Source organism: Brachybacterium sp. 107 (genome assembly GCF_052379725.1).
Lineage (GTDB): Bacteria > Actinomycetota > Actinomycetes > Actinomycetales > Dermabacteraceae > Brachybacterium.
Genome location: NZ_JBQSYW010000028.1, coordinates 1 through 22,149, shown reverse-complemented (window position 1 = coordinate 22,149; position 22,149 = coordinate 1). Strand labels below are relative to the sequence as shown.

Genomic DNA, 22,149 nt, shown 5'->3' with positions numbered 1-22,149 from the left:
CGGGTGCGCAGGTCACGGCGGGTCCAGAGCGTGACCCGATCACCCGACACCGCTCGCACCCGCTCCGGGTGGACCGTCACGACCGGCTGGTCGAGCACCGGTGGGTCCTGCGAGTTCACGCCATCGATGCAGGTCATGCGTCGTCGTCGAGGAACCGGGCGCCCGATCCCCTGGAGCACGGGAGAAGGGCATGTCTAGGCTGGGGCCCTCGGCGGGCTCCGTGCCCGTCGGGCGTCCGGGTCGCCGGCACGTGCATGCCACCGGCCATCGCAAGTCCGAAGGGAGCACTCGTGAGCAACCCCCGTCCCACGGAAGACCCCTCTGTCGCCGATCTCGTGGATCGCCTGTCGGAGCAGACCGCACGTCTCGTGCGGGACGAGCTGAAGCTCGCCCGCGCCGAGTACACCCAGAAGGCCAAGCAGGGCGGGACCGCCGTGGGCCTCTTCGGTGCCGGCGCCGTCCTCGCCTGGTTCGGGCTCGGCTCCCTGATCGCCACCGCGATCCTGGTGCTCGCGCTCTTCCTGCCCGCCTGGGCGGCCGCCCTGATCGTCACCGTCGTCATCTTCCTCATCGCGGGCATCGCCGCCCTGATCGGCAAGAAGAAGACCGAGGGCCTGACCCCGACGCCCGAGCGGACCGTCGCCACCGTGCGCCGGGACGCGGACGAGATCAAGGAAAGGATCTGAGATGACCCACGCAGCGAACGACGCGGCCCGACCCGGGGGCCCCGACTCCGGGCCGATCCGTCCTCCCGAGACGGAGACCGGCCTGCCCAGCACGGCAGCCCCGGAGCCGTCCGGCGATGCCACGCCCGAGGAGATCGAGACCGACATCGCCCGCACGCGTCGCGATCTGGCGAACACCGTCGGCGCGCTCTCCGACAAGCTCGACCCCAAGGCGCAGGCCGACAAGCAGGTCGACGAGCTCAAAGCCCGCGCGCACGAGCAGAAGGCCCGGCTGCAGGGGCAGGCGGAGCAGGCTCGCGAGTCCGCCCGCTCCTCCGTCGCCCAGGCCCGTGACCAGGCACGCGATGCGGCCACCGATGATCTGGGGCGTCCGAGCCCCGTGCTGTGGGCGGCGGGCGGCGCCACCGTGGGCCTCCTGATCGCCGCGGTCTCACTCCTGGCGAACCGCCGCCGCTGACGTTCCCGCCGAGACCTCGAGGAGACCACCATGGCCCATGAGAAGACCACCAGCACCTCCGCCAAGATCCTCTACCGCCCCATCGGGCTGCTGAGCGGCGTCGCCAGCGGCGCGGTCGCCGGGATCCTGTTCAAGCAGATCTGGAAGCGCGCCGCCTCCGAGCACACCGATGACACCCCCAAGGCGCTCGAGTCCGAGTTCCCGCTGGGTCAGATCGTGCTCGCCGCGGCGATCCAGGGCGCCCTCTACGCCACGGTCAAGGCACTCGTGGACCGCGGCGGCGCACGCGCCTTCGAGAAGGTCTTCGGGGAGTGGCCGGGCGACTGATCGCCTGCGCACCGCTCGGCGACAGCGCCCCTCGGCTCCGGAGCCGAGGGGCGCTGTCGCCGTCGGAGCTGACGTCGAGGCCGGTCTCGAGGTGGACGTCGAGGCCGGTATGGCGGCTCGAGCCCGGGCCGACGGCCGGATCAGCGGCTGTCGTCGGCGATGCCCGGCGCCTCCACGATCAGCTCCACCGTGTCCTGCGCGCTGAGGTGGCTGGAGTCGACCCAGAGCGCGTCGTCCCCGAACGCCTCCCCCATCCGGGCGAGCAGGCCCGCGTGGTCGTCGAAGTCGAAACGGGCTCGTTCCTCGCGCTGCAGGCTCCGCTCCACACACACCGCGGGGTCGGGGGCCAGCACCACGGGGCGCAGCCCCAGACCGCCGAGCGCGTTCGAGAACACGTCGAACTGCGCCCGATCCGGGACGATCCAGTCGATGACCGGGGTGATCCCGGCGTCGGCGATGTTCCGTGCGAGGTCGCAGAGGTTCTGGTTGCACAGAGCGACCTGCCGTGCGGCCTCGTCGGCCGGTTCTCCGAGCGGCCAGACGTATCCGCTCACCACGAGCCGGGCCACGAAGTCCCCGTCGAGCAGCGCGCAACGGCTCAACCTCTCGGCCAGCAGTCTGGTGACCGTGGACTTCCCGGCCGGAGGACCGGTGACCAGGAGGATGGACCGGCCGTTGTCGAGGGCGGAGATACCGGAGGGATCACCGAGCGGGGTCTGTGCGTTCGTCATGTCCGCACGGTAGGGCGTGCTCGAGCGACGCTGCCACCGATTTCCCACCAGGACGAGGCGCGGGGCCGTGTGATGCGCACGTCGAACAATGACTGGAGCGAGCTCGAGTGACTACGATCTGAGGCCTCGGCATGAACGGGTCCATCACCGTGGGCATGCCCACCCTGTTGCCCGCTCCCGTGACCTCGACGGCCCCTCCGGGCCCGGGCCGGGACCACACCGTGAAAGCGAATCCTGCCGATGAGAACCACGCTGACCGTCGTCCTCGCCGTCCTCTATGCGCTGTGCGCCGTCGTCGTGTTCGGCCTCTCGGGGGTGTTCGGGAACATCGGCGAGGTGATCTGGCGGGATGTGGCGGTGGCGCTGCTGACGCTGACCGCGGCCTGCGCGCTCACCTACGTCTCGTTGCTGCTGATGACCTTCCTGCGCGAGGTGCGCCACCCGAGCAATTCTGTCGGCGATCCCGACACCCTCGCGTGGCATCTGCTGGTGCCCTGCCGCGACGAGGAGAACGTGATCGCCGAGACGGTCTCCGCGGCGCGCACGTCCTTCCCTCGAGCTCACGTGTGGGTCATCGACGATGCGAGCGAGGACTCCACCGCGAGCGTGGTGCAGGATCTGATGGTCTTCGACAGCCGGGTGCACCTCATCTCCCGGATCGCACCGGAGGCGAGGACCGGCAAGGGCGACGCCCTCAACGCCGCGTACCGGATCGTCTCGGAGCATGTGCAGGGGAACGCGGAGGAGCGTCACCGCACCGTCATCGGGGTCCTGGACGCCGATGGCTTCCTCTCGGACAACGCCCTGCCGATGCTGTCCGGTCCCGAGTCCTTCGGCGACGCCGAGGTGGGTGCTGTCCAGCTCGAGGTGTGGATGAAGAACCGCGGCGACCGACGCCCGCGTCCTACGGACGGGCGCGTGCGCAACGCCGTCGGCCGCGCGCTGGTACGGATGCAGGATCTCGAGTTCCGGACGACGAACTCGGCGATGCAGGTGCTGCGGGTGCGGACGGGGACCGTGGGCATGGGCGGCAACGGCCAGTTCGCGCGGCTCACCGTGCTCGACGCCCTGACCGAGAAGCACGGGAAGCCATGGGGGAAGAAGCTCAGCGAGGACTACGAGCTCGGCATGAACATCCTCGAGCTCGGGATGCGTAACCATTACGTGCGGGAGGCGCATGTCTCCCAGGAGGCCCTTCCCTTCACCCGGCGGCTGATCCGGCAGCGTACCCGCTGGGCGCAGGGGAACATGGAGTGCGCTTCCGCGCTCCCCTCGCTGCGCCGCAGCGGCCATCTCTCGGTTCCCGGGCTGCTCGAGATGCACTACTTCATGCTGCAGCCGGTCGTGATGATGCTGAACCTCGTGCTCATCCCACTGCTGCTGATCCTCGGGCTCGTCGAGAACGCGGGGGACTTCTGGAGAGCCTCGACCCTGCTCACGATCGTCCTGTCCGGGCTGTTCTTCCTCGTGCTCCCCTACGCGGTGTGGGGTCTGGTCTATCGGCGCGTGACCGGTGGCGAGGTCTCCGCACTCGTCGCCGTCGGCCTGGGACTGGGCAATCTGGTGTACGTGTACCTCACGTACGTGTACTACCTGCAGGCGTCATGGCGTGCTCTGACGGGGCGCACCGGATGGGCCAAGACCGTCCGCAACGCGGACGGGCGGATCCTCGCCGAGGTGGTGCTGAGCGAGGAGCTCCTGGCCCAGCCGCTGATGCGGTTGGAGGAGCTCGAGGAGCTCTCGGCCGAGCTCGAGGGCCGCTCGGATCTCGGGATCGATTTCGCCTCGGGATGGGCGATCATGTGGCCCATCCGTGCCGCCCGCCTGGAGCGCGCTGTGGCAGCGGAGGCTCCGATGCCCGCGCGGGACGCGGTCGGCAGCATCCGGGTGTCCTCGGCGATGGTGGGTGCCGCACGGCTGGAGCAGGCCGCCACCGATCTCGAGGCGATCCTGGAGGGCGGCGACGCGGACGCCGCGCGGGAGCAGCTGCCCGTGGTCACGGCCGTGGGCCGCGAGACCGTCGATGCGCTGCGCAAGGAGGTCTCGGTGCGGCGCGCGCTGCTGCAGACCCCGCACCAGGAGAACCCGACGCTCACCGAGACGCAGATGGTGCCTGTCCGTCGGACCTGACCGGGCGGGAGACGATCTCCCGGAGCGACTCGCGCAGCTGTCGCGGCCGGAACGGCTTGGTCAGGTACGCATCGGCACCGGCCTCGAGACCCAGCTGGGCGTCGGAGGCCTGCGAGCGCGCGCTGAGCATCACGATGTGGCCGCTCAGGAGGGGCCGGGCCGTGCGCACCACCTCATAGCCCTCCATGTCCGGCAGGCCGACATCGACCAGGGTCAGGTCCGGCGGATCGGCTCTGAGAGCATCGAGCCCCTCGGTGCCCGTGGCCGCCACGGTCACGGCGTACCCCTCCTGGCCGAGCACGACCTCCAGCAGCTGACGGATGTCATCGTCGTCCTCGATCACCACAGCAGTCCCCACAGCGTCCTCCGCCTCGTCCTCGTTGGTCCGTGCCCGTCGCCCGGGCCAGCACCAGCGTATAGAAGGTGCGGCGCGCATCCGGTCACCCCCGACGATCCGCGGGGAGCACGGACTGCGTCCGCACGGTCAGCCGGCCGCCAGGACCGCTGGATCCTCACTCTCGGGAAGAATCACAGCCGAACCCGGCTGTGCATGGTTGCCCGGGACGGCTCGCGGGGTGAGACTTCCGGGTACAGGGCAGACCGACCGGAGCCGGTTCCCTGGCGTGGCGCGGGCTCCTGACTCGTGAAGGCGGATTCCCGTGGACCTCGCAGCATCCGTGACCCGTCAGCTCGCCCGGGTGGTCTCCCCCACCGGCGGCGGCTCCAAGCAGCTCTACTTCCTCGCCTTCGTCGCCGTGTTCACCCTCATGATCTCGTTCTCGAGCCCGGTGTTCGTGCAGAGCGGCCCCTACCTCGCAGGCCTCATCCTCCTCGCGCTGACCACGGTGGCAGCGTTCGCAGTTCCGTGGAGACGGCTTCCCTCCTGGTGCGGGGCGATCATCCCCGTGCTGGACATCGTGGCCGTCGGGCTGTTCCGTGATGTGCTGCGCACCGAGGCGAGTGCCGTCTCGCTGCTGACCATCATCCCCGCGCTCTGGCTCGTGGCGCGGCTGCGGATCCCCGGCGCGGTGATCGCGACCGTCTGCGTGGCGGCAGCCATCGCCGGGCCGGCCCTGGTGCGTTCCGCGCCGGACCTCACCTCCACGGACATCGCCCGCGCTCTGCTCCTGCCCTTCACGGTGCTCCAGGTCGGGCTGCTGGCCGCCGGCGCCCTCAAGGTGCTGGACGGGCAGGCGCGCCGGATGACGGCGACGCTCCAGGAGAAGGAGGAGCTGCTGGAAGCCACGGCCTCCTGGGAGCGACTGCTCGAGAACATCCTCGACAGCGTGCCGGTGGGCATCGTGGTGGTGGACCGCGAGGGCGACGACGTGCTGATGAACCGGACCCAGAAGGCGTTCCATGAGCTGTGCTCCCCGACAGATCTCCACGATCCGGAGGAGTCGCAGCTCCTGCTGCGCTACCCGGGCACGGCCACGGCGATCCCTCCCGAACAGCGCCCCGTGCGCCGCGCCGTCCTCCAGGAGAGCTTCAGCAACTACGTGATCTCCGCCGGCCCTCCGGGCCAGGCCGGCACCAAGTTCTCCACCTCGGCACGGCAGATCCTGGACCGGCACGGCAACCGCGACGGCGCGGTGGTGATCTTCTCCGATGTGTCCTCGTACGTCGATGCCGTCCGCGCGCAGCAGCAGTTCGTCGCGGCGGTCTCCCATGAGCTGCGCACTCCCCTGACCTCGGTGATCGGATATCTCGAGCTCGCGATGGATGACGAGGAGCTCCCCGAGGGCGCCGCCGGGTACCTGGCGGTCGCGAACCGCAATGCCGAGCAGCTGCTCACCCTGGTGCAGGATCTGCTGCACGATCAGATCACGCGGTCCACCGTGGATGGCCTGGAGCTGCGCCGCCATCGGGTCTCGCTCATCGCGCAGGAGGTTCTCGAATCTGCCGCGCCGCAGGCCGAGAAGAGCGGCATCTCCCTCTCGGGGGACATCGAGGAGTCCCCGGTGATGCTCGTGGACGCGAAGAGGCTGACCCAGGCGATCAGCAACCTGCTCTCCAACGCCCTGAAGTACACGCCGCGGGGCGGAACGATCCGGGTGCGCTGCCGGGTGGTCGAGAGCGCGGTCGAGGTGAGCATCATCGACTCGGGGATCGGGATGTCCGATCAGGAGCAGACGAATCTGTTCACGGAGTACTACCGCACCGAGACGGCGCGCAGCAGCCCGATCCCGGGGCACGGCATCGGGTTGGCGCTGACCCGCGCGCTCGTGCTCGCCCACGGCGGCCAGATCAGTGTGCGGTCCACGCCGGGCACGGGTTCGACGTTCACGATCCGGCTCTCCGTCGACCGGGTGTCGACCAGCTGAGGAGCGGGAAGCTGCTCGGGATGGGGTGAGGGCGGGCCGCGGCTCGTGAGAGGCCGGAGCAGGCCGACGCCGCGGAGGGCCCTGCGCGCTTCGCAGGGCCCTCCACAGCGCCTTCCAGGCGGCCAGCTGACCGTGAACTGGCCGTCAGGCGACGGTCAGGACTGTCTTGCCGACGAGCGCGCCCTGTGCCGCGTCGTCGTGCACGTCGCGCAGCTCCTGCAGCGGCCGGCGGTCGGCGATGTGGAGGGCGATCCGGCCCTGATCGAGGCGCGACACCAGATCCGCCAGGTGGGAGCCGTCGGGCTGCACCCACACGCTCGCTGTCCGCACGGCGCGCTCGTCGTCGGCCGGCACGGCCCCCGCGGAGCTGACCGCGATGCCGCCGTCAGCGACATAGCCGGTCAGCGTGGCCAGGCCGTCCGGGCTGAGGCGGACGTGGTTGACCACGACCTCGAACGGCCCGCCCACGGCGTGCGGGCCCGCGGCGAGATCCAACGGCCCCACGACCTCGGCGGCGCCGTACCCGAGCAGACGGTCGGCATGCTCGGGCCCGCTGACGGCGGTCACCGTCGCACCGGCGTCGACAGCGAGCTGCACCACGATGCCGCCCACCGCCCCACCCGCGCCGTTGACCAGCACGCTCTGCCCGGACCGGATATCGGCCAGCCCGATGGCTGCCTGCCGGGCCGCCAGCCCGGTCAACGGCAGAGCGGCGGCATCGGTCAGCGGCAGCGTGCGGGGTGCCACGGCGACGAGATCAGCCGCGATGACCGCGTAGTCCGCGGCACCGCCGTGCTCGTTCAGCGGGAACATTCCGATGACGAGGTCATCGACCTGGACCGTGGTGACTCCTTCGCCGCGTGCGACGACGGTGCCGGCGACGTCCAGCCCCGGTGTGATCGGCAGCGGGGTCGGGATGGCCTCGGCCAGCACTCCGAGACGGATGTGGTCGTCCACCGGGTTGAACGAGGTCGCGGCCACCTTCACCAGCACCTGACCAGGGCCGGGCGAGGGAATCTCCACCTCGTCGGTGCGCAGCACCTCGGTGCCGCCGAACTGGTGATATCGAATCGCCTTCACAGGACTCTCCTCATGATGTCTGTCGTCAGCGGCCGTCTGAGAAGAGGGCCGGATGCCACATCGGGACTTGCCTGGGCAACTCCGAGAAGACTGTCGGACTTTCCTCGGCAAGTCAACCGGCGTCCCTCGCCGGTATGCTCCTGTGGCATGACCGATTCCCCCCGATGGCTCGACGAGCAGCAGCAGGCCATATGGCAGGACCTGCTGAGCATCGTGATCGCGCTGCCGACGCTGCTCGATCGGCAGCTGGAACGCGACGCCGACACGACGAACTATGAGTACAGCGTGCTCGCCCGCCTCTCGAGCGCCCCGGACCACTCCCTTCGCCTCAGCACCCTTGCCGCCCAGTGCGACAGCACCCAGCCCCGACTCTCCAAGGTCATGGTCCGCTTCGAGCAGCGCGGCTGGGTCACCCGGAGCCCCGATCCGGACAACGGGCGATACACAGTGGCCACACTGACCGACACCGGACTGCAGAAGGTCGTCACGAGCGCCCCGGGCCACGTGGAACGCGTGCGCGAGCTGATCTTCGACCCGCTGAGCGCCGCACAGCAGCGCCACCTCGGAGCTGCCCTCGCCCGCATCGCCGGGCCGGTCCGCGAACAGCTCGACGCCCGTGCCACGCCCCCGACGACGCCTGTCCTCGACTCGGAGCGTGACCACCCCGAGGAACCCTGATCTAGGGTGATCGCATGGTCACCGCCCAGCCCGCGCCCTCGTCCTCACCAGCCGACGGCGATCGCCGCGTGGACCTCGTCCTGGAGGGCGGAGGGGTCAAGGGCATCGCCCTGGCCGGAGCGATCGAGGTGCTCGAGGAGCGTGGATACCGCATCAACCGGGTGGCGGGCTCCTCCGCCGGGGCGATCGCCGGGGCTCTGGCCACAGCAGGGATCAGCGGCTCGGCCATGGTGGGGATCCTGCGCGCCACCGACTACCGCCTTTTCCAGGACGGCCCGTTCTGGACCCGCTTCCTGCCGGGCAAGGCCCTGGCGATCATGCTGCACAACGGGGTCTATCGCAGCGCCGCCCTGGCCCGCTGGCTCGAGGAGCAGCTGGACACCCAGGGCGATCCCGGCCGCACGGGCACCTTCGCCGATCTTCTCTACGAGGATCCTGACCCAGCACGGGAGCTCGGCCCCGGCCAGCGCTCCCGCCTGGTGGTCACCGCCTCGGATCTCACGGCCGGGCGCCTGCGGTTCCTGCCCACCGATGCGGGCGCCGTGGGCACCAGCTCGGAGCGGCTGCGGGTGGTCGACGCAGTGCGCGCGTCGACGTCGATCCCGTTCTTCTTCCGGCCCACCCGGTGGACGTCCCCTGCCGGCGTCACCACGTGGCTGGTGGACGGCGGGATGCTGTCGAACTTCCCGGTCGAGGTGTTCGACCTCCCGCCCGGGCAGATCCCGCGCTGGCCCACCTTCGGCATCAAGCTCTCCGCCCGCCCGGAGAGCGGCTTCGGCGGGGTCACCAGGATCTCCGGGCCGCTCTCGTTCGCCAAGGCCGTGGTGAGCACGGTGACCGGGTTCTACGACCGGATGCACATCGAGGACTCCCACGCCGTGGCCCGCACGATCTTCATCGACACCGCCGCGGTGCGTCCCACCCAGTTCGATCTCTCCGCGGCGGACCGTGAACTGCTCTACCGGGAGGGTCGACGGGCGGCGATCGAGTTCCTCGACGGCACCACCACCCAGCCGGGATGGGACTTCGCACGCTACGTCGCGAGGTTCCGCGCACCTCGGTGAGCTCGTCGCGGGCGAGCCGTGGCCCCCAGGCGGGGTCGCACCCCGGCGGACCGGGCGCAGGAGAATCCTGCACGGAGGACACCCGAGCGGGAGGATGGGGGGGCATGACGCGACTCTTCGACCCCCGCAATGCCCAGATCACTCCCCAGCAGGCCCGTCGCTTCGCGGCGTTCGAGGTTCTGCATACGATCGTGGACTTCCTGGCCGCGTTCCTCTTCATCGTGGGCAGCGTGCTGTTCTTCTTCGGGCAGACGCAGCTGGCGGGCACGGTCTGCTTCCTGGTCGGGTCGTTCTTCTTCGCGACCAAGCCGACCATCCGCCTGATCCGCGAGATGTATCTGGCCCGCCAGGACGACGTCGACCTGCTGGCGGACGAAGCGCCCGAGCGGCCGGTGTCGTTCGGCGCTCCGAAGAGGCCGGTCGGCGACGGTGATGAGCGCCGCCCCGACGCCTGAGGATCAGCGGGTCCGTCCCTCCCCGCGCACCTCGGCAGCGACTGCGCTCAGCGCCCGGGCCGAGGAGTGCAGCGCGTCGAGCTCGGACGAGGAGAAGGGGGTGTCCCGGATGGGGTGGGCACCGGAGGACCTGACGATGCAGGGCACCGACAGGGCGACACCCTGGATGCCGTGGAAGTCATCGAGCACCGGGGCGACGGGGAGCACAGCGTTCTCGTCGCGCAGGATCGCCTCCACGATGCGGGCGCTGGAGAGGCCGATGGCGTAGTTGGTCGCCCCCTTGCCCTGGATGACGCGGTAGGCCGCATCCCGCACCTCGGCGGCGATGTCGTCCAGATCGTTCCTCGTGAACAGCGGGGCACCCTCCTGCTGCCAGTCCAGGATCGGGACGGCTCCGATGCGCGCTGTCGACCACAGCGGGAACTCGGTGTCGCCGTGCTCACCGACGATCTGCGCGTGCACGCTCGACGCGGCGACCCCCGCTCGCCGCGAGATCTCCCAGCGCAGCCGGGAGGAGTCCAGGAGGGTGCCGGAGGCGAAGACCCGCTGGGTCGGGAGTCCGGACACCTCGTGGGCGAGCATCGTGAGGACATCACAGGGGTTGGTGACGATGACGATGATCGCGTCCGGCGCGGCGTCGAGGACCTGCGGGACGAGGGAGCGGAGGATCGTGGCGTTGGTGGCGGCGAGCTCGATCCGGGTCTGGCCAGGACGCTGCTTGGCGCCAGCGGTGATCACGACGACGTGGGAGCCCTCCGCCACTGCGATGTCGGACCCGCCGGTGATGTCGCTGCTGCCGGCGAACAGGGTGCCGTGGGCGAGGTCGAGCACTTCGGCCTCGGTCCTCTCCGGGTCGATGTCGTAGAGCGCGATATGGCGAGCGGAGCCGCGGATGAGGGACGCGTAGGCGACGCTCGAGCCGACGGCCCCGGCACCGATCACGGTGAGTTTCGAGTTCTCGATCATGGGGCCACAGTAGGAGGCGTCCCGGCCTGTCACAGGGACCGTGGTCCCCGGAGAGTCCAGCGATCGTTCCTGCCACCTCTCGAGCACGGGCCCCCGGGTTACATTGACCCGCATGACGCAGCCCGCTCCTCCCACCGCCCGCTCTCGCCGCGTCCGCGTCTGGGTGGGCGGCATCGCCGTCGTCGCGCTCCTGGCCGGCGGCGCCGTGGCCGTGGTCCGCACCCCGTGGTGGGGCTGCCATGTCGGCACGAGCACGGGTGACAGCTCACTGGACTACGAGCTCGGCCCGGAGCCGGCAGCGGAGGGTATGGGTGATCTCGTGGAGCAGGTCGCCTCGGTGCCGGGCATCGGCCCTCTGCTGGGTTCGGCGCCGCTCGAGCAGGACGTCCGCCTCGCACCCCGCACGGATGGTGGCCTCGTGGTCTCCGATTTCCCCTACTTCGCCGAGCGGAACGAATTCCACGACACGAGCCTGGATCCTGTCACCGGCGAGGCGTCCTGGAGCCGTGGCCAGGCCGGCCAGGCCGCCGTGCCCGAGGTCGCGGGCGATGCGGTGCTCAGCCTCGCCGCCGTCGAGGGCGGCATCTACCGGCTCTCGATCCTCGACGGGCAGGACGGCTCGGTCCGGGGCTGCCTCGACGTGGAGCGCCTGGACCGGGCGGGGATCGGTCGGGCCGCGGCCGGGGTCTCGCCCGACGGCCGCACCGTGGTGCTGGCGACCCCTGCGGAGTCGGGATCGGCCGTCTCGGCGTACGGCCTCGAGGATCGGGAGCCGGTGTGGGATGCGGCCCTGCCGGGGACCGAGGGGACGGTGACGTGGATCGGTGACACGGTCGTCGCGGATCGGCTCGATGCCCGGGACGTCTACTCCGTCGGCCCGATCATGTGGGGCAACGACGACGAACGCACTCGCGCGTCGATCACGGGTCTCGATGCGGCGTCGGGGGTCGAGTCCTGGACCTGGCCCGCGGATCTCTCCGACGGGGCGACCCCGGAGGCCGGCTCGACGGTCCCGTTCGTCGACGGGCCCGACGGCGTCGTGGTGGTCTCGGCCCTCACCGTCGAGGACGACGAGCACGCCGCTCGGCTCGTCGGCCTGGATCCCGCGACCGGGGCGGATCTCTGGAGCGCCGACACCGCAACGGTTCCCTGGCTGCAGGGCTTCGGCGATACCGTCGTGGGGCTGGCCGGGGACGTGCTCTTCGCTGTCGATGCCTCCAGCGGCGAGGAGCTGTGGCGCGTGCCGGTGACCGGGGGCGCGAGCGGCCCCCGGCCCGATGCGGCGCAGCTGTTCGGTGACGAGATCATCGTCGCGACCGCTGACGGCATCACGAGCATCGATCTCGCCACCGGTGACCTGACGGAGACCCCGGTGGAGGACGCCTGGGCGCTGCGCCTGACCACCACGCCGAGCACGCTCGCCGTGGTGCGGGACGATGCGGAGACCCGCGAGCTGCTCGTGTTCTCCCGCGACGCCTGATCGCAGCCGGTGCGCGCACCCGGCCTCCCGCCTGCTGCGGCGCGGTCCGATCGTGGGGAACGTCCGGTCAGATCAGGAACGGGTTGCCCGCGACGAGTCGACGCCAGCGGCGACCAAGGCCGACGTGGTCACCGGCCGCGAGGCCGGCCATCGCGATCAGCAGGACTGCCATGATCAGGTGGTCGTCGAACAGCGGATTCGTGACCATCGGGAACGCCGCGAGGTACATCAGCAGATACATCGCCGCGCCGCTCGCCGCCGCGACACGGGTCCCGATGCCGAGCAGGAGGGCCAGGCCGATCCCCAGCAGACCCCCCATGAAGAGGATGTCGGTGAAGGGGTTCAGGCTGAGCCAGAACTCCCAGAAGCCGGCGAACGGGTTACCTGCCTCGATGGAGCCGCCGAGGAATCCGCTGGTGGGGGAACCGCCCTGGAGCCAGGCTCGCTCGGAGGGCGTGGAGAACCCCAGCCCGAACAGCTTGTCGAGGAACGCCCAGGCGAAGGTGAAGCCGAGCAGGAGGCGGGTGACCCCCAGGACCGTGTAGCCCCAGGGCCTGCGGGCCTCGTCAGCGGGCCGGGTGGACGCGGGGGGAACCGGAACGCGGGTTGTGCTCATGGGGGACTCCTCGGGGAGGGATCCGCGGCGGGATCTCCGGTGCGGATACCTCAAAAGTACTGGTCCGGAAGCGGGACAGGACGGGATGTAGGGCCCGCTCGGATCCCGCGTGGTCCTCTATCCTGGACGGACGTGCCGACGCCGTCTCGGCATCCCGACAGATCGAGGTACTCCATGTCCGACCACTCGGCCTCGCGTTCTGCGGCGCGGCATCGCTCGCTGCCTCGCACCCTGGTGCGCATCGGCCTGGGGGCCGCACTGGCCGGCGCCGGCATCAGCCACCTGACGGTCGCTCGCGACGAGTTCCAGGCGCAGGTCCCCGACCTCCTCCCCGTGAGCCCCGACACCACCGTCCTCGCCTCAGGGATCGTGGAGATCTCCCTGGGCGCGGCCCTGATGCTGCTCGTGCGGCGTCAGGTCGCCGTCGGCTGGGTCGTCGCAGCCTTCTTCGTGGCCGTGTTCCCCGGGAACATCGCGCAGTGGCTCCATCACCGCGACGGCTTCGGGCTGGATACCGACACGAAGCGGTTCACCCGCCTCCTGTTCCAGCCGGTGCTGATCGCTCTCACGCTCTGGGCCACGAAAGCGCTGGGCGCGACGCGATCCCGGGACCGCTGACCATGGGGAGCAGAACCCGCAGGCCCTGCAGTGCAGCGCGCAAGGGCGCGGACAGCGCGCCGCACGCAGTCGATGCTGCGCCACCAGATGTTCGAGGACAGGAGACCCTGTGACAGGTGCGACGAACCGGACGACCCTGCTCGTGGGGTGCGGGCGGATAGGCCGACGGCTGGGATCCCGACTGGTCGAGGCCGGGGAGCAGGTCGTGGCCGTGCGCCGTTCCCCCGCGGAGCTGCCGGAGACCTTCACCCGCATCACCGCAGACCTCCTGCTCGACCAGGGGCTCGAGCTGCCGGCGGTCGACAGGATGGTCATCACCCTGCCGCCCCCCGAGGATGAGCACGGCTACCGGACCCCGTTGCGGACCCTCGCCGCCGCGCTGCCCGCCGTCCCGGAGCGGACCCTCTTCGTCTCCTCGACCCGGGTCTTCGAGGGCTGCGGCGCCGAGCATCCGGTGACCGAGGCGACCGCGCCGTGGCCGCTCTCCGAGCGCGCCAGGGTCCTGCTGCGCGGGGAACGCCTGGCCGAGGACCTCTTCGGGGCTCTCATCGTCCGGCCCGCAGGGATCTATGGACCAGGGCGCGAACGGCTGCTGCGCAGCGTGCTGGCCGGCGACGCCGTGCCCCACGGTCGACGCACGAATCGGATCCACGAGGCCGATCTGGTCCGCGCTCTCGAGAAGCTGCTCCTGGACCCCTCCCCTCCCCCGCTGCTGCATGCCGTCGATGAGGAGCCGGCCCGGCTCGGTCGCGTCGTCGCGCATATCGCGGCCCGGCTCGGGGTGCCGGTTCCGCCCAGCACCCAGACGCCGCCGCGCGGCGGCACCGTGCTGGACGGGGCGCTGCTGCGATCCTTCCTCGGCCCGCTGGACTTCCCCGACTTCCGTTCCGGCTACGACGCGGTGATCGACGACTTCGACCCCGCGGCCCGCTGAGCGGAGCCGGTCCCCCTGCCACGGGAATACAGTGTGGTCCCGATCACCGCTATGCAGGAGGATCCCTGATGACCAGCACCCCCGTCCACCACCCCGCAGATGACGACTCCACCGTGCACCCCGAGGATCAGGGTGACGCCCGTGCGCAGGGCGACGACGCGCCTGACCTGGTCGATGACGAGACCAAGAAGCTCTCCGAGGCCGAGGCCGAGCAGCACGAGGACGCACCCTCCGCCCAGGCGACCGATGCTGAGGAGTCCGGGGGATACGGGCACTGACCGCCCGCGGGGCCCGACCATCAGGTCGGGTCCCGGCCGGCGCTGGTCCGGCATACCGGCGGTCAGCCACGCAGGATCACGGACCTTCTGCGTCGGATCAGCTCCCGACGGGCGCCGTCTCGTGGCGGATCAGGGATCCTGGATTCCGGCGAGATGTCGAGGCCGGGATCCCCGCCGGCTGGCCGCAGTCCGGGGTCAGGACCGAACCGCCTGGTCGATCCCTCCGCAGAGGACCCGACAACGGGCGTGCGCCTGCGACGATGGGACGTCCGGCGAGTCGTCTCCAGGAGATCCATGCCCACCACTGCACCGTCCGGCGTCAGCATCCTCCTCGTCGCGGACCCCGGGCTGCCCACGCGGCGCGCGCATGCCGTGAAGGAGGATCTGCAGGCTCTGCTGAACGATTCGTACCGCCCCCCGATCACCGTCCGCGTCCTGACCGAGACCTTGCGCCTACGGCCGGACGGCACTCTGGATCTGAGCACCGCCGTCGATCTCTCCGAGGAGTACGAGCATCCGGATGCGGTGCTCCTCCTGACGGAGATCCCGCGCCTCACCGATGGGAAGCCACTCATCGCAGAGATCTTCCCCACGGAGCAGGTGGCCGTGGTCTCATGTCCCACCCTGGGCGCCTTCGCGAGCCGTCGCCGCATCCTGCACGTCCTCATGAGCTGTGCGCTCCGCATGAAACCCACCGCTGAACGGCGGGACCCCACAGGGTTCGACCGTCGCTGGACGCAGTGGTCGGAGGTCGAGGATCTTCCGGGCCACCTCGCACTCCATGCTCGTGCGACCACGGGCGGGGTCCGGACGGTCTGCGGAATGGTGTCGGGCAATGAACCGCTGCGCACGGTCCCCACCTTGTCCAGCGCCCTCGCCGCCGCATCCGCCACCGGTGCCTTCGGAATCTTCTACAGCTCCATCTGGGCGATGTCGACGTATCTGTCGACGCCGAGGCTGCTGGGGATCGGCGTCCTGGCGATGAGTGCCATGATCGCCTGGCTGATACTCAGCAACGGGCTGTGGGACCGTCCCAAGCGAGCCGGTCTGGCCCGCACCGTGCTGCTCTACAACCTCTCCACGGTCCTGACCATGTCGCTCTGCGTGGCAGCCCTCTATCTCGCGCTCGTCCTCCTGATCCTCGCCGGCGGCCTCATCGTCATCGCTCCCGCGTACATGGCCGACATCATCGGGGAGCACCCGTCGTTCACGACGTACCTCGACATCGCCTGGTTGAGCGCCGCGATGGGCGTGGTCGCCGGCGCTCTGGGGTCGAGCTTCGATCAGAGCACGGACCTCCGGCGACTCACGCACGGACAGCGCGAGAGGCAGCGCCGCTACAGCGAGGGCTGAGCGCACGGCGAGGTGCGCGTCCGCTCAGGCACGACGGAGGACGACCTTGCCGCGCGCATGCAGGGTGCGCACCTTCGCCAGGGCGCTCAGGGCCTCGGCGAACGGGTAGACCCGCTCGATCTTGACGTGGGTCGTCCCGGAGGCGATGCCCTCCATGAGCGCGCGAAGATCCTCCTGGATCTCGGCCCCGTAGGCGAGGCCTCCCACCGTGATCCCGCGGACGCCGAGAACGTCGTCTGCGGAGACCGTGACGACCGCGCCGCCGTCACGGACCGTCGCCATGGCGTCGTGCGTGGTGCCCGGCGGGATCGAGATCGCGGCCTCGACGCCACCGCGGCGCCACCGCAGGACCTCGTCGATCCAGGACGGGTCACGGTAGTCGACGGTGAGCTCGGCCCCGAGGTCGCGCAGGTGGTCGTGGTTCGGTGCCGACGCGGACGCCGCGACCACCCATCCCTCCCGGCGGGCCAGGGGCACGGTGAACGTCCCCACCGCTCCCGAGGCGCCCGCGATGAACAACCTGCGTCCGGCAGGGCCGTCCGGCAGTGCGCGCAGCGCCCGCAGCGCGGTGCCCGCCGCGACCGGCACGGCCGCCGCCTGCTCGAAGCTCACGCCGTCCGGGATCGGGAGGATCAACGAATCCCCGGGCACGGCGGCGTACTGCGCCCACACCCCGCCCCGGGACGGCGACACGCTGACCACGGCGACGCGATCCCCCACGCAGCACGAGGTCACGCTCGGGCCGACAGCCGAGACGATCCCGGCCGCCTCGATCCCGATGACCCGTCCGGCGCCCTGCTCGGCGGGCGGGAACGACGGGTCGTGGATGCCCACGCCGGCGGCCTTGACCTGCAGCAGCAGGTCACCGGCGCCGATCGTCGGAACCGGGATCCGTGCGATCTCGAGCTCCGGGTCCGGTCGTCTCGGTGTGCTCGATGTGCTCGGCGTGCTCGGTGTGCTCGGTGTGCTCGGCGTGCTCGAGGTGATGACTGCGGTCATGGTGCGCATCCCTGGTACCTCCTGTGGTGTCGTGCTCGTGCAGGATCGCTCGCCCGTCGGGGCCGACCAGGGAGTCCTCATGCCCGGCATTCATGCCGGCGGGCCTGGAAAGGCTCTCGCTGCTGGGGGACAGCCCGACGGTGGTGCGCAGGGCGGTCTCCCGCACGAGCACCACGGCGATCAGGGTGATCACGGAGATCACCCCGGCGATCAGGAAGATGTGCCCGAAGCCGTCCGCATAGGAGTCGTGGACCATCTGCTGGACGGGACCGGGCAGCGCGGACAGGTCCAGCTCGGTGCTGTCCGAGCCTCCGCCCTCGGTCATCGCGCCCGCGGGGGCGCCGCTGTCGGCAAGGCGCTCCTGGACGCCCGCGGCGACCTGGTTGGTGAGGATCGCCCCGAGGGCGGAGACGCCGATCGCGCCGCCCAGGGAGCGGAAGAAGGCGATGGTGGCGGAGGCAGCGCCGACGTCCGCGACGTCGACCGTGTTCTGCACGGCCAGCACGATGTTCTGGATCAGCGTGCCGACGCCGGCCCCGGCGAGGGCCATCGAGACGGCGACCCAGAGATATCCGGTGGTGTGATCGACCATGCCCAGTCCGCCCAGGCCGAGGACCATGAGGAGGCTGCCGAGGACCATGATGGGCTTCCACCGGCCGGTGTGGCTGACGAACATGCCGCCGAGGGTGGAGGAGAGCGTCTGGAAGATGATCATCGGAAGGATCAGCAGGCCGGCCTCGGTCGGGGTGTGCCCCTCGCCGAGCTGGAAGTACTGGGTGAGGAACACTGCGGGGCCGAACATCGCGACCCCCACGGCGATGCTCGCGACGATCATCAGGGCTGCGGTGTTGTTCCGCAGCAGCCGGATCGGCACGATCGGCTCCGGCGCGCGCAGCTCCACGATCACGGTGAGGGTCGCCGTGAGGACGAAGCCGCCGACGAAAGCGGCCGACTGCCAGGAGATCCAGTCGTAGCTGCTGCCGGCGAAGGTGACCCAGAGCATCGGCAGCGCCGCTGTCAGGGCGATCAGCACCCCGCCCGCGTAGTCGATGGTGACCGGGCGCGCCGGCCGCGCGGGGATCCGCAGCTTCAGCTGGATCAGGATCAGGGAGGCCACCGCGAGCGGGATGCACACGAAGTACGTCCATCGCCAGCCGAGACCGTCGGTGATGACCCCGCCGAGCAGTGGTCCGGAGATGGTCGCGATGCCCATGACCCCGCCCATGTAGCCGGCATACCGCCCGCGCTCGCGGGGGGAGACGATCGTGCCCATGATCGACTGCACGAGCGCCATCAGGCCGCCCATGGCGATGCCCTGGACGACGCGTGCGGCCATCATCATGGGGATCGAGATCGCGAAGCCCGCGATCAGGGAGCCGGCCACGAACAGCACGATCGCCAGTTGGACCATGCGCTTCTTGTCGAAGAGGTCCGAGAGCTTGCCCCAGATGGGCGTGCTGATGGTCATCATCAGCAGGCTCGCCGTGATCACCCAGGTGTACTGCCGCTGGGTGCCGTTCAGATCGGCCATGATCGTGGGCAGGGCGGTGGAGACGATGGTGTTGGAGAGCAGCGCGGTGAACAGCGCGGCCAGCAGGCCGGCCATCACCTGCAGCACCTCCCGGTGGGGCAGCGCCTTCGCGGGGGCGGGGAGGGTGTCAGTCATACGGAGGGGCCTTTCCGGTCGGTGTCCCGGAGCAGGACGGTGAGGTCCTCGAGACGGATGTTCAGTCGCTGCAGGACGTCGAGCGCCTGCTGGATGTCCTCGTCGGGCCAGTCCTGCAGCACGTCGGCGAAGCCGTCGGCGATCTCGTGGTGGCGCTCGCGGAGATGCTCCCGGCCGCGATCGGTGATGGAGACGACGCAGGCCCGGCCATCGTTCCGGTCGGTGCGCCGCTCGACGTACCCGTCGACCTCCAGGGCGTCGACGGCGCGAGAGGTGACCGAGACGGAGGCGGAGACCTCCCTCGCCAGCTCGCTCAGCCGTGCATCGTGGAGCTCGAGGCACTGGAGCACCCCGCTGGCGGTCCCCCAGACGCTGCGCTGCCCGCGGCGCTGCTCGGCGAGCCGGAAGATGCGCAGGGTCCTGACCAGTTCGCGGAGGATCGCCCCCGCGTCACCCGTGCGGGTCATGGGATCGCGTAGTTGTTTGTGGCATGCAAATAGTTCAGGGATGTCGTCCCCGGATGGCAAGGCTGAGCGTCAGGCCAGTTCAGCGGGCCCAGGGTCCGGGCACCGTGGTGCTCATAGACTGGACGGCGCACGAGTCCGATCCCGTCCCGAGGAGCGCCCATGGCTGCGAAGAAGTCCGTCACCATCGAGGGCACCGCGATCGCGCAGGCGATCAACGACCGCCTGATCGTGCCCCTGCCCGAGGTCGCGAGCGCGCAGCTCCCCTCCCGCGGCCAGGTCGCGATGGTCGGCGCCCTGGATGATCACGAGGTCGAGACGGTCCTGGAGCCCGACGGCCGCAAGGGCCACTGGATCTCCCTGGATGACGAGCTGGTGGAGGCACTCGGTGCGGCCGACGGGACGAGCATCTCCTTCACTCTGACCACCGCCGCGCAGTGGCCCGAACCCGAGGTCCCCGAGGATCTCGGGACGGCGCTGGAGAGCGCGGGCGACGTCGAGCACCAGTGGGACTCCCTCACCCCGATGGCCCGCTGGGAGTGGGTGCGCTGGGTGGGCGCCACGAAGAACGCGAGCACCCGCGCGAAGCGCGTGGACGTGTCGATCGACAAGCTCCGCACGGGCAGCCGGCGGCCCTGCTGCTTCGATCTGGCCTCGTGCACGGATCCGGAGCTGTCCACCAGCGGGAAGCTGATCGGCCTGTCATGAACCAGCCACCCATGAACCATCCACCGCTCCGTGCCGCGATCCTGGGCTACGGCGTCGCCGGGAGGTTCTTCCACGGCGCCTTCCTCGCTGTGGATCCCGCCTACGAGGTCGCGATCATCTCGACCTCGAATCCCGAGCGGGCCGCCCAGGCCCGGGAGGACCACCCCGGTGCGCTGATCATCGAGGACCCCAGCGATATCGCCGCCCATGCGCCGGACCTCGACCTGGTGATCGTCTGCACGCCGCCCTCCTCGCATGTCGCCCTGGCCCGCGCCGCCCTGCACTCCGGCCTGGACGTGGTGGTCGACAAGCCGTTCGCCCCGACCAGTGCGGAGGGCGAGGCGCTGATCGCGGAGGCCCGCGCCCTGGGTAGGCGCCTGTCGGTGTTCCAGAACCGTCGGTACGACGCCGACTTCCTGACCCTGACCGGCCTCGTGGAGGCCGGCGTCCTCGGCCGGATCCACACGTTCGAGTCCCGCTTCGAGTGGTGGAAGCCCGCGGGTGAGCGCAGCTGGAAGGCGCAGACGCCTGTCACGGAGGGCGGCGGGATCCTCTTCGACCTCGGGCCCCACCTCATCGACCAGGCCGTCCAGCTCTTCGGGCCGGTCACGGAGCTCCTCGCCGCGGTGAGGACCGCCGGACCCGCCGCAGGCCCGGCCAACGTCGCGCAGCTGATCCTCACCCACTCAGGCGGGGTGACCTCGCACCTGACCATGTCGAGCCTGTCGGCACTGGAGGGGCCGCGGTTCCACGTCTCCGGCGACCAGGGCGCCTGGCGCACCGTCGGCAAGGATCCCCAGGAGGCGGCACTGCGGTCCGGGACCACCCCGGACGCCCCGGGATTCGGGCACGAGTCCGAGGACGCCCGCGGCGAGCTGAGCTCCGGCGCCGACGTGATCCGCACGCCTCCGGGCACCGGCGACTACGGCCGCTACTACCGCGAGCTCGCCGACGCCCTGCGCACCGGCTCCCCCGTCCCGGTGGACCCGCAGGACTCGGTCGACGTCCTGACGCTCATCGAGGCCGCGCACCGCGCTCCCCACCCCACCTTCTCCCCCGACCGCTTCGAGGGCTGAGCTCCACGATCCGACGAGAGAACGACGCAGGCTGCCCCGCTGGAGCATCACGCTGCGCCAGAGCCGGGCAAGGCGCCGTCACCCCCTGTTGTATGCGGGACCTGCGTGCGTCTCGTCGGCTCGCGTCCGGCTGGTGTGCAACTGGCCGACCTGCGAAGGGCCGGGGTGCACCGTGTGCGCCGCGGCGGAGGCCCGGGCGAAGGCCGCGCTCAGGTCGTCCGTGGGCAACGGGCCCACGGTGACCTCGTGGGGGCCCTGCGTGCACGTGATCCACACACCGTCGGCCCCGGTGGTGATGGTGAGGGCGTCGCCGTCCCGGTCGCTGATCTCGATCGAATCCATGGTTCTCCGCATTGCTCGTGGTACTGGAAAGGTGCTGGTGGTGGCCGCTGCGGGCCTATCGGGGTGGTGGAGCGACGAGGGGAGGCCGTGCCGTGCGGCGGCATTCCTCGTCCGCGTCCGTCGCGGCCGGGTCACCGGCCGACGTCGCGCCCGGTGGCAGCCGGCTCCGGCTGCCCGGCGGCGAGCGATGGTCGTGTCTGCGGGGAGGAGGCGAACGTCCCGTCCCCGATCGCCACGACGTGCTGAGCGCGGAGGGCGGGCCCTCGGCGGACCGGTCCCTCAGCGGGCGGGGTTACTTCCCGTTCCCGACGTCGGGGCTCATCCAGCAGGTCCGGAGTCTGCTGCGTGGCGTCCGGGCCGTGCGCCGCGCGCCGAACCCGGTTGCAGATCTCGAGGTCGGCGACCGCTCGGGTTCACCACCCGGCAGCTGGATGCTCGAGGAATCGATAACCGTGCACATCGTCATCCCCCTGTTCCGCTGGTTCGCTCCGAGTGCGGGCGCCCGATTGCGCTCGCCTCGCACCCACCCCGCCGGATCCGGGAGCACCGGGGCGGAGGAGCCGGGCCTCTGGACCTCAGACCCTAGGGAGACCCTAGAGAACGCGTGCCGGAAATCGTGCCGTCCTGCGGATTCTGTGCGGGATATGAACCGATTCGCCGCCCGATGTGCGGGATCCTGCGGATACCTGTGGGACGGGGATTACAGGGGCGGTGCTC

General features: G+C 70.6%; 24 protein-coding genes. 15 read left to right on the top strand and 9 right to left on the bottom strand.

The features are described from left to right. The first annotated feature begins 290 nt into the window (after nucleotides 1-290). Genes ACT3UL_RS18255 through ACT3UL_RS18245 form a run of 3 tightly spaced genes read left to right on the top strand, consistent with a single transcriptional unit; the run spans nucleotide 291 to nucleotide 1,470 of the window. Entirely contained in the window at nucleotides 291-686 is a 396-nt protein-coding gene (locus ACT3UL_RS18255; protein WP_319021660.1) for a phage holin family protein, read from the top strand. Nucleotide 687: 1 nt separating this feature from the next. Next, nucleotides 688-1,143 carry a DUF3618 domain-containing protein gene (locus ACT3UL_RS18250; protein ID WP_444579777.1) on the top strand — a complete coding sequence of 152 codons (456 nt, stop codon included), beginning with the start codon at nucleotides 688-690 and terminating at the stop codon, nucleotides 1,141-1,143. Nucleotides 1,144-1,173: 30 nt separating this feature from the next. Further along, nucleotides 1,174-1,470, top strand: coding sequence for a DUF4235 domain-containing protein (locus tag ACT3UL_RS18245; RefSeq protein WP_444579775.1), 297 nt, complete (start codon nucleotides 1,174-1,176; stop codon nucleotides 1,468-1,470). 140 nt (nucleotides 1,471-1,610) lie between these two features. Here ACT3UL_RS18245 and ACT3UL_RS18240 read toward each other — a convergent pair whose 3' ends face one another. Further along, nucleotides 1,611-2,201, bottom strand: coding sequence for an AAA family ATPase (locus tag ACT3UL_RS18240; protein WP_444579773.1), 591 nt, complete (start codon nucleotides 2,199-2,201; stop codon nucleotides 1,611-1,613). Nucleotides 2,202-2,441: 240 nt separating this feature from the next. On the opposite strand from ACT3UL_RS18240, the gene ACT3UL_RS18235 reads away from it, so the two are divergent. Continuing rightward, nucleotides 2,442-4,331, top strand: a complete 1,890-nt coding sequence (locus ACT3UL_RS18235) for a glycosyltransferase (RefSeq protein ID WP_444579771.1) — start codon at nucleotides 2,442-2,444, stop codon at nucleotides 4,329-4,331. Here ACT3UL_RS18235 and ACT3UL_RS18230 read toward each other — a convergent pair. After that, complete coding sequence (locus ACT3UL_RS18230; RefSeq protein ID WP_444579770.1) at nucleotides 4,294-4,689, bottom strand: response regulator transcription factor; 396 nt, start codon at nucleotides 4,687-4,689, stop codon at nucleotides 4,294-4,296. The genes ACT3UL_RS18235 and ACT3UL_RS18230 overlap by 38 nt on opposite strands. Before the next feature lie 301 nt (nucleotides 4,690-4,990). Here ACT3UL_RS18230 and ACT3UL_RS18225 point away from each other — a divergent pair, with 301 nt between their 5' ends. Then, a complete protein-coding gene (locus tag ACT3UL_RS18225) occupies nucleotides 4,991-6,655 on the top strand; it encodes an ATP-binding protein (RefSeq protein WP_444579768.1) in 1,665 nt (554 codons plus the stop codon). Between the two features lie 144 nt (nucleotides 6,656-6,799). Here the strand turns inward: ACT3UL_RS18225 and ACT3UL_RS18220 are convergent, their stop codons facing one another. Then, on the bottom strand, nucleotides 6,800-7,735 hold the full coding sequence (locus ACT3UL_RS18220; RefSeq protein ID WP_444579766.1) for an NADP-dependent oxidoreductase: 936 nt from the start codon (nucleotides 7,733-7,735) through the stop codon (nucleotides 6,800-6,802). Between the two features lie 147 nt (nucleotides 7,736-7,882). Between ACT3UL_RS18220 and ACT3UL_RS18215 the strand changes: the two genes are divergently transcribed. The 3 genes from ACT3UL_RS18215 (at nucleotide 7,883) to ACT3UL_RS18205 (ending at nucleotide 9,932) form a co-directional block, all read left to right on the top strand. After that, entirely contained in the window at nucleotides 7,883-8,413 is a 531-nt protein-coding gene (locus ACT3UL_RS18215) for a MarR family winged helix-turn-helix transcriptional regulator (protein ID WP_444579764.1), read from the top strand. Between the two features lie 14 nt (nucleotides 8,414-8,427). Next, entirely contained in the window at nucleotides 8,428-9,477 is a 1,050-nt protein-coding gene (locus ACT3UL_RS18210) for a patatin-like phospholipase family protein (protein ID WP_444579762.1), read from the top strand. Between the two features lie 104 nt (nucleotides 9,478-9,581). Next, nucleotides 9,582-9,932 (top strand): YrhK family protein, encoded by a 351-nt coding sequence (locus tag ACT3UL_RS18205; protein ID WP_444579760.1) that lies wholly within the window; start codon nucleotides 9,582-9,584, stop codon nucleotides 9,930-9,932. A 3-nt stretch (nucleotides 9,933-9,935) separates the two neighbouring features. On the opposite strand, the gene ACT3UL_RS18200 is transcribed toward ACT3UL_RS18205, so the two are convergent. Then, complete coding sequence (locus tag ACT3UL_RS18200; protein ID WP_444579758.1) at nucleotides 9,936-10,898, bottom strand: L-lactate dehydrogenase; 963 nt, start codon at nucleotides 10,896-10,898, stop codon at nucleotides 9,936-9,938. Between the two features lie 112 nt (nucleotides 10,899-11,010). Between ACT3UL_RS18200 and ACT3UL_RS18195 the strand changes: the two genes are divergently transcribed. Further along, nucleotides 11,011-12,378 (top strand): outer membrane protein assembly factor BamB family protein, encoded by a 1,368-nt coding sequence (locus ACT3UL_RS18195; RefSeq protein WP_444579756.1) that lies wholly within the window; start codon nucleotides 11,011-11,013, stop codon nucleotides 12,376-12,378. 67 nt (nucleotides 12,379-12,445) lie between these two features. Here ACT3UL_RS18195 and ACT3UL_RS18190 read toward each other — a convergent pair whose 3' ends face one another. Continuing rightward, nucleotides 12,446-12,994 carry a hypothetical protein gene (locus ACT3UL_RS18190; protein ID WP_444579754.1) on the bottom strand — a complete coding sequence of 183 codons (549 nt, stop codon included), beginning with the start codon at nucleotides 12,992-12,994 and terminating at the stop codon, nucleotides 12,446-12,448. Between the two features lie 174 nt (nucleotides 12,995-13,168). On the opposite strand from ACT3UL_RS18190, the gene ACT3UL_RS18185 reads away from it, so the two are divergent. The 4 genes from ACT3UL_RS18185 (at nucleotide 13,169) to ACT3UL_RS18170 (ending at nucleotide 16,177) form a co-directional block, all read left to right on the top strand. Continuing rightward, the gene (locus ACT3UL_RS18185; protein ID WP_444579753.1) at nucleotides 13,169-13,612 is read left to right on the top strand and encodes a DoxX family protein; all 444 of its coding nucleotides are present in this window, start codon (nucleotides 13,169-13,171) and stop codon (nucleotides 13,610-13,612) included. Between the two features lie 109 nt (nucleotides 13,613-13,721). Continuing rightward, entirely contained in the window at nucleotides 13,722-14,546 is an 825-nt protein-coding gene (locus tag ACT3UL_RS18180) for an SDR family NAD(P)-dependent oxidoreductase (RefSeq protein ID WP_444579752.1), read from the top strand. A gap of 68 nt (nucleotides 14,547-14,614) precedes the next feature. Then, the gene (locus tag ACT3UL_RS18175) at nucleotides 14,615-14,824 is read left to right on the top strand and encodes a hypothetical protein (protein ID WP_444579751.1); all 210 of its coding nucleotides are present in this window, start codon (nucleotides 14,615-14,617) and stop codon (nucleotides 14,822-14,824) included. Between the two features lie 294 nt (nucleotides 14,825-15,118). Then, a complete protein-coding gene (locus ACT3UL_RS18170; RefSeq protein WP_444579750.1) occupies nucleotides 15,119-16,177 on the top strand; it encodes a hypothetical protein in 1,059 nt (352 codons plus the stop codon). 24 nt (nucleotides 16,178-16,201) lie between these two features. Here ACT3UL_RS18170 and ACT3UL_RS18165 read toward each other — a convergent pair whose 3' ends face one another. From ACT3UL_RS18165 to ACT3UL_RS18155, 3 genes are read right to left on the bottom strand one after another with little or no spacing between them, the layout of a single operon-like run. Then, nucleotides 16,202-17,011, bottom strand: coding sequence for an NADP-dependent oxidoreductase (locus tag ACT3UL_RS18165; RefSeq protein WP_444579786.1), 810 nt, complete (start codon nucleotides 17,009-17,011; stop codon nucleotides 16,202-16,204). A gap of 28 nt (nucleotides 17,012-17,039) precedes the next feature. Next, nucleotides 17,040-18,842: an MDR family MFS transporter gene (locus ACT3UL_RS18160; protein ID WP_444579749.1), complete on the bottom strand. Its 1,803-nt coding sequence runs from the start codon at nucleotides 18,840-18,842 to the stop codon at nucleotides 17,040-17,042. Next, the gene (locus tag ACT3UL_RS18155; RefSeq protein ID WP_441448113.1) at nucleotides 18,839-19,309 is read right to left on the bottom strand and encodes a MarR family winged helix-turn-helix transcriptional regulator; all 471 of its coding nucleotides are present in this window, start codon (nucleotides 19,307-19,309) and stop codon (nucleotides 18,839-18,841) included. Before ACT3UL_RS18155 ends, ACT3UL_RS18160 begins: the two co-directional genes overlap by 4 nt. Nucleotides 19,310-19,468: 159 nt before the next feature. Between ACT3UL_RS18155 and ACT3UL_RS18150 the strand changes: the two genes are divergently transcribed. Together ACT3UL_RS18150 and ACT3UL_RS18145 are read left to right on the top strand one after the other, a co-directional pair. Further along, a complete protein-coding gene (locus ACT3UL_RS18150) occupies nucleotides 19,469-20,014 on the top strand; it encodes a YdeI/OmpD-associated family protein (RefSeq protein ID WP_441448112.1) in 546 nt (181 codons plus the stop codon). Nucleotides 20,015-20,025: 11 nt separating this feature from the next. Then, nucleotides 20,026-21,090: a Gfo/Idh/MocA family protein gene (locus ACT3UL_RS18145; protein ID WP_441448111.1), complete on the top strand. Its 1,065-nt coding sequence runs from the start codon at nucleotides 20,026-20,028 to the stop codon at nucleotides 21,088-21,090. A gap of 78 nt (nucleotides 21,091-21,168) precedes the next feature. Here the strand turns inward: ACT3UL_RS18145 and ACT3UL_RS18140 are convergent, their stop codons facing one another. After that, nucleotides 21,169-21,432 (bottom strand): hypothetical protein, encoded by a 264-nt coding sequence (locus ACT3UL_RS18140; RefSeq protein ID WP_441448110.1) that lies wholly within the window; start codon nucleotides 21,430-21,432, stop codon nucleotides 21,169-21,171. Nucleotides 21,433-22,149 lie beyond the last annotated feature (717 nt).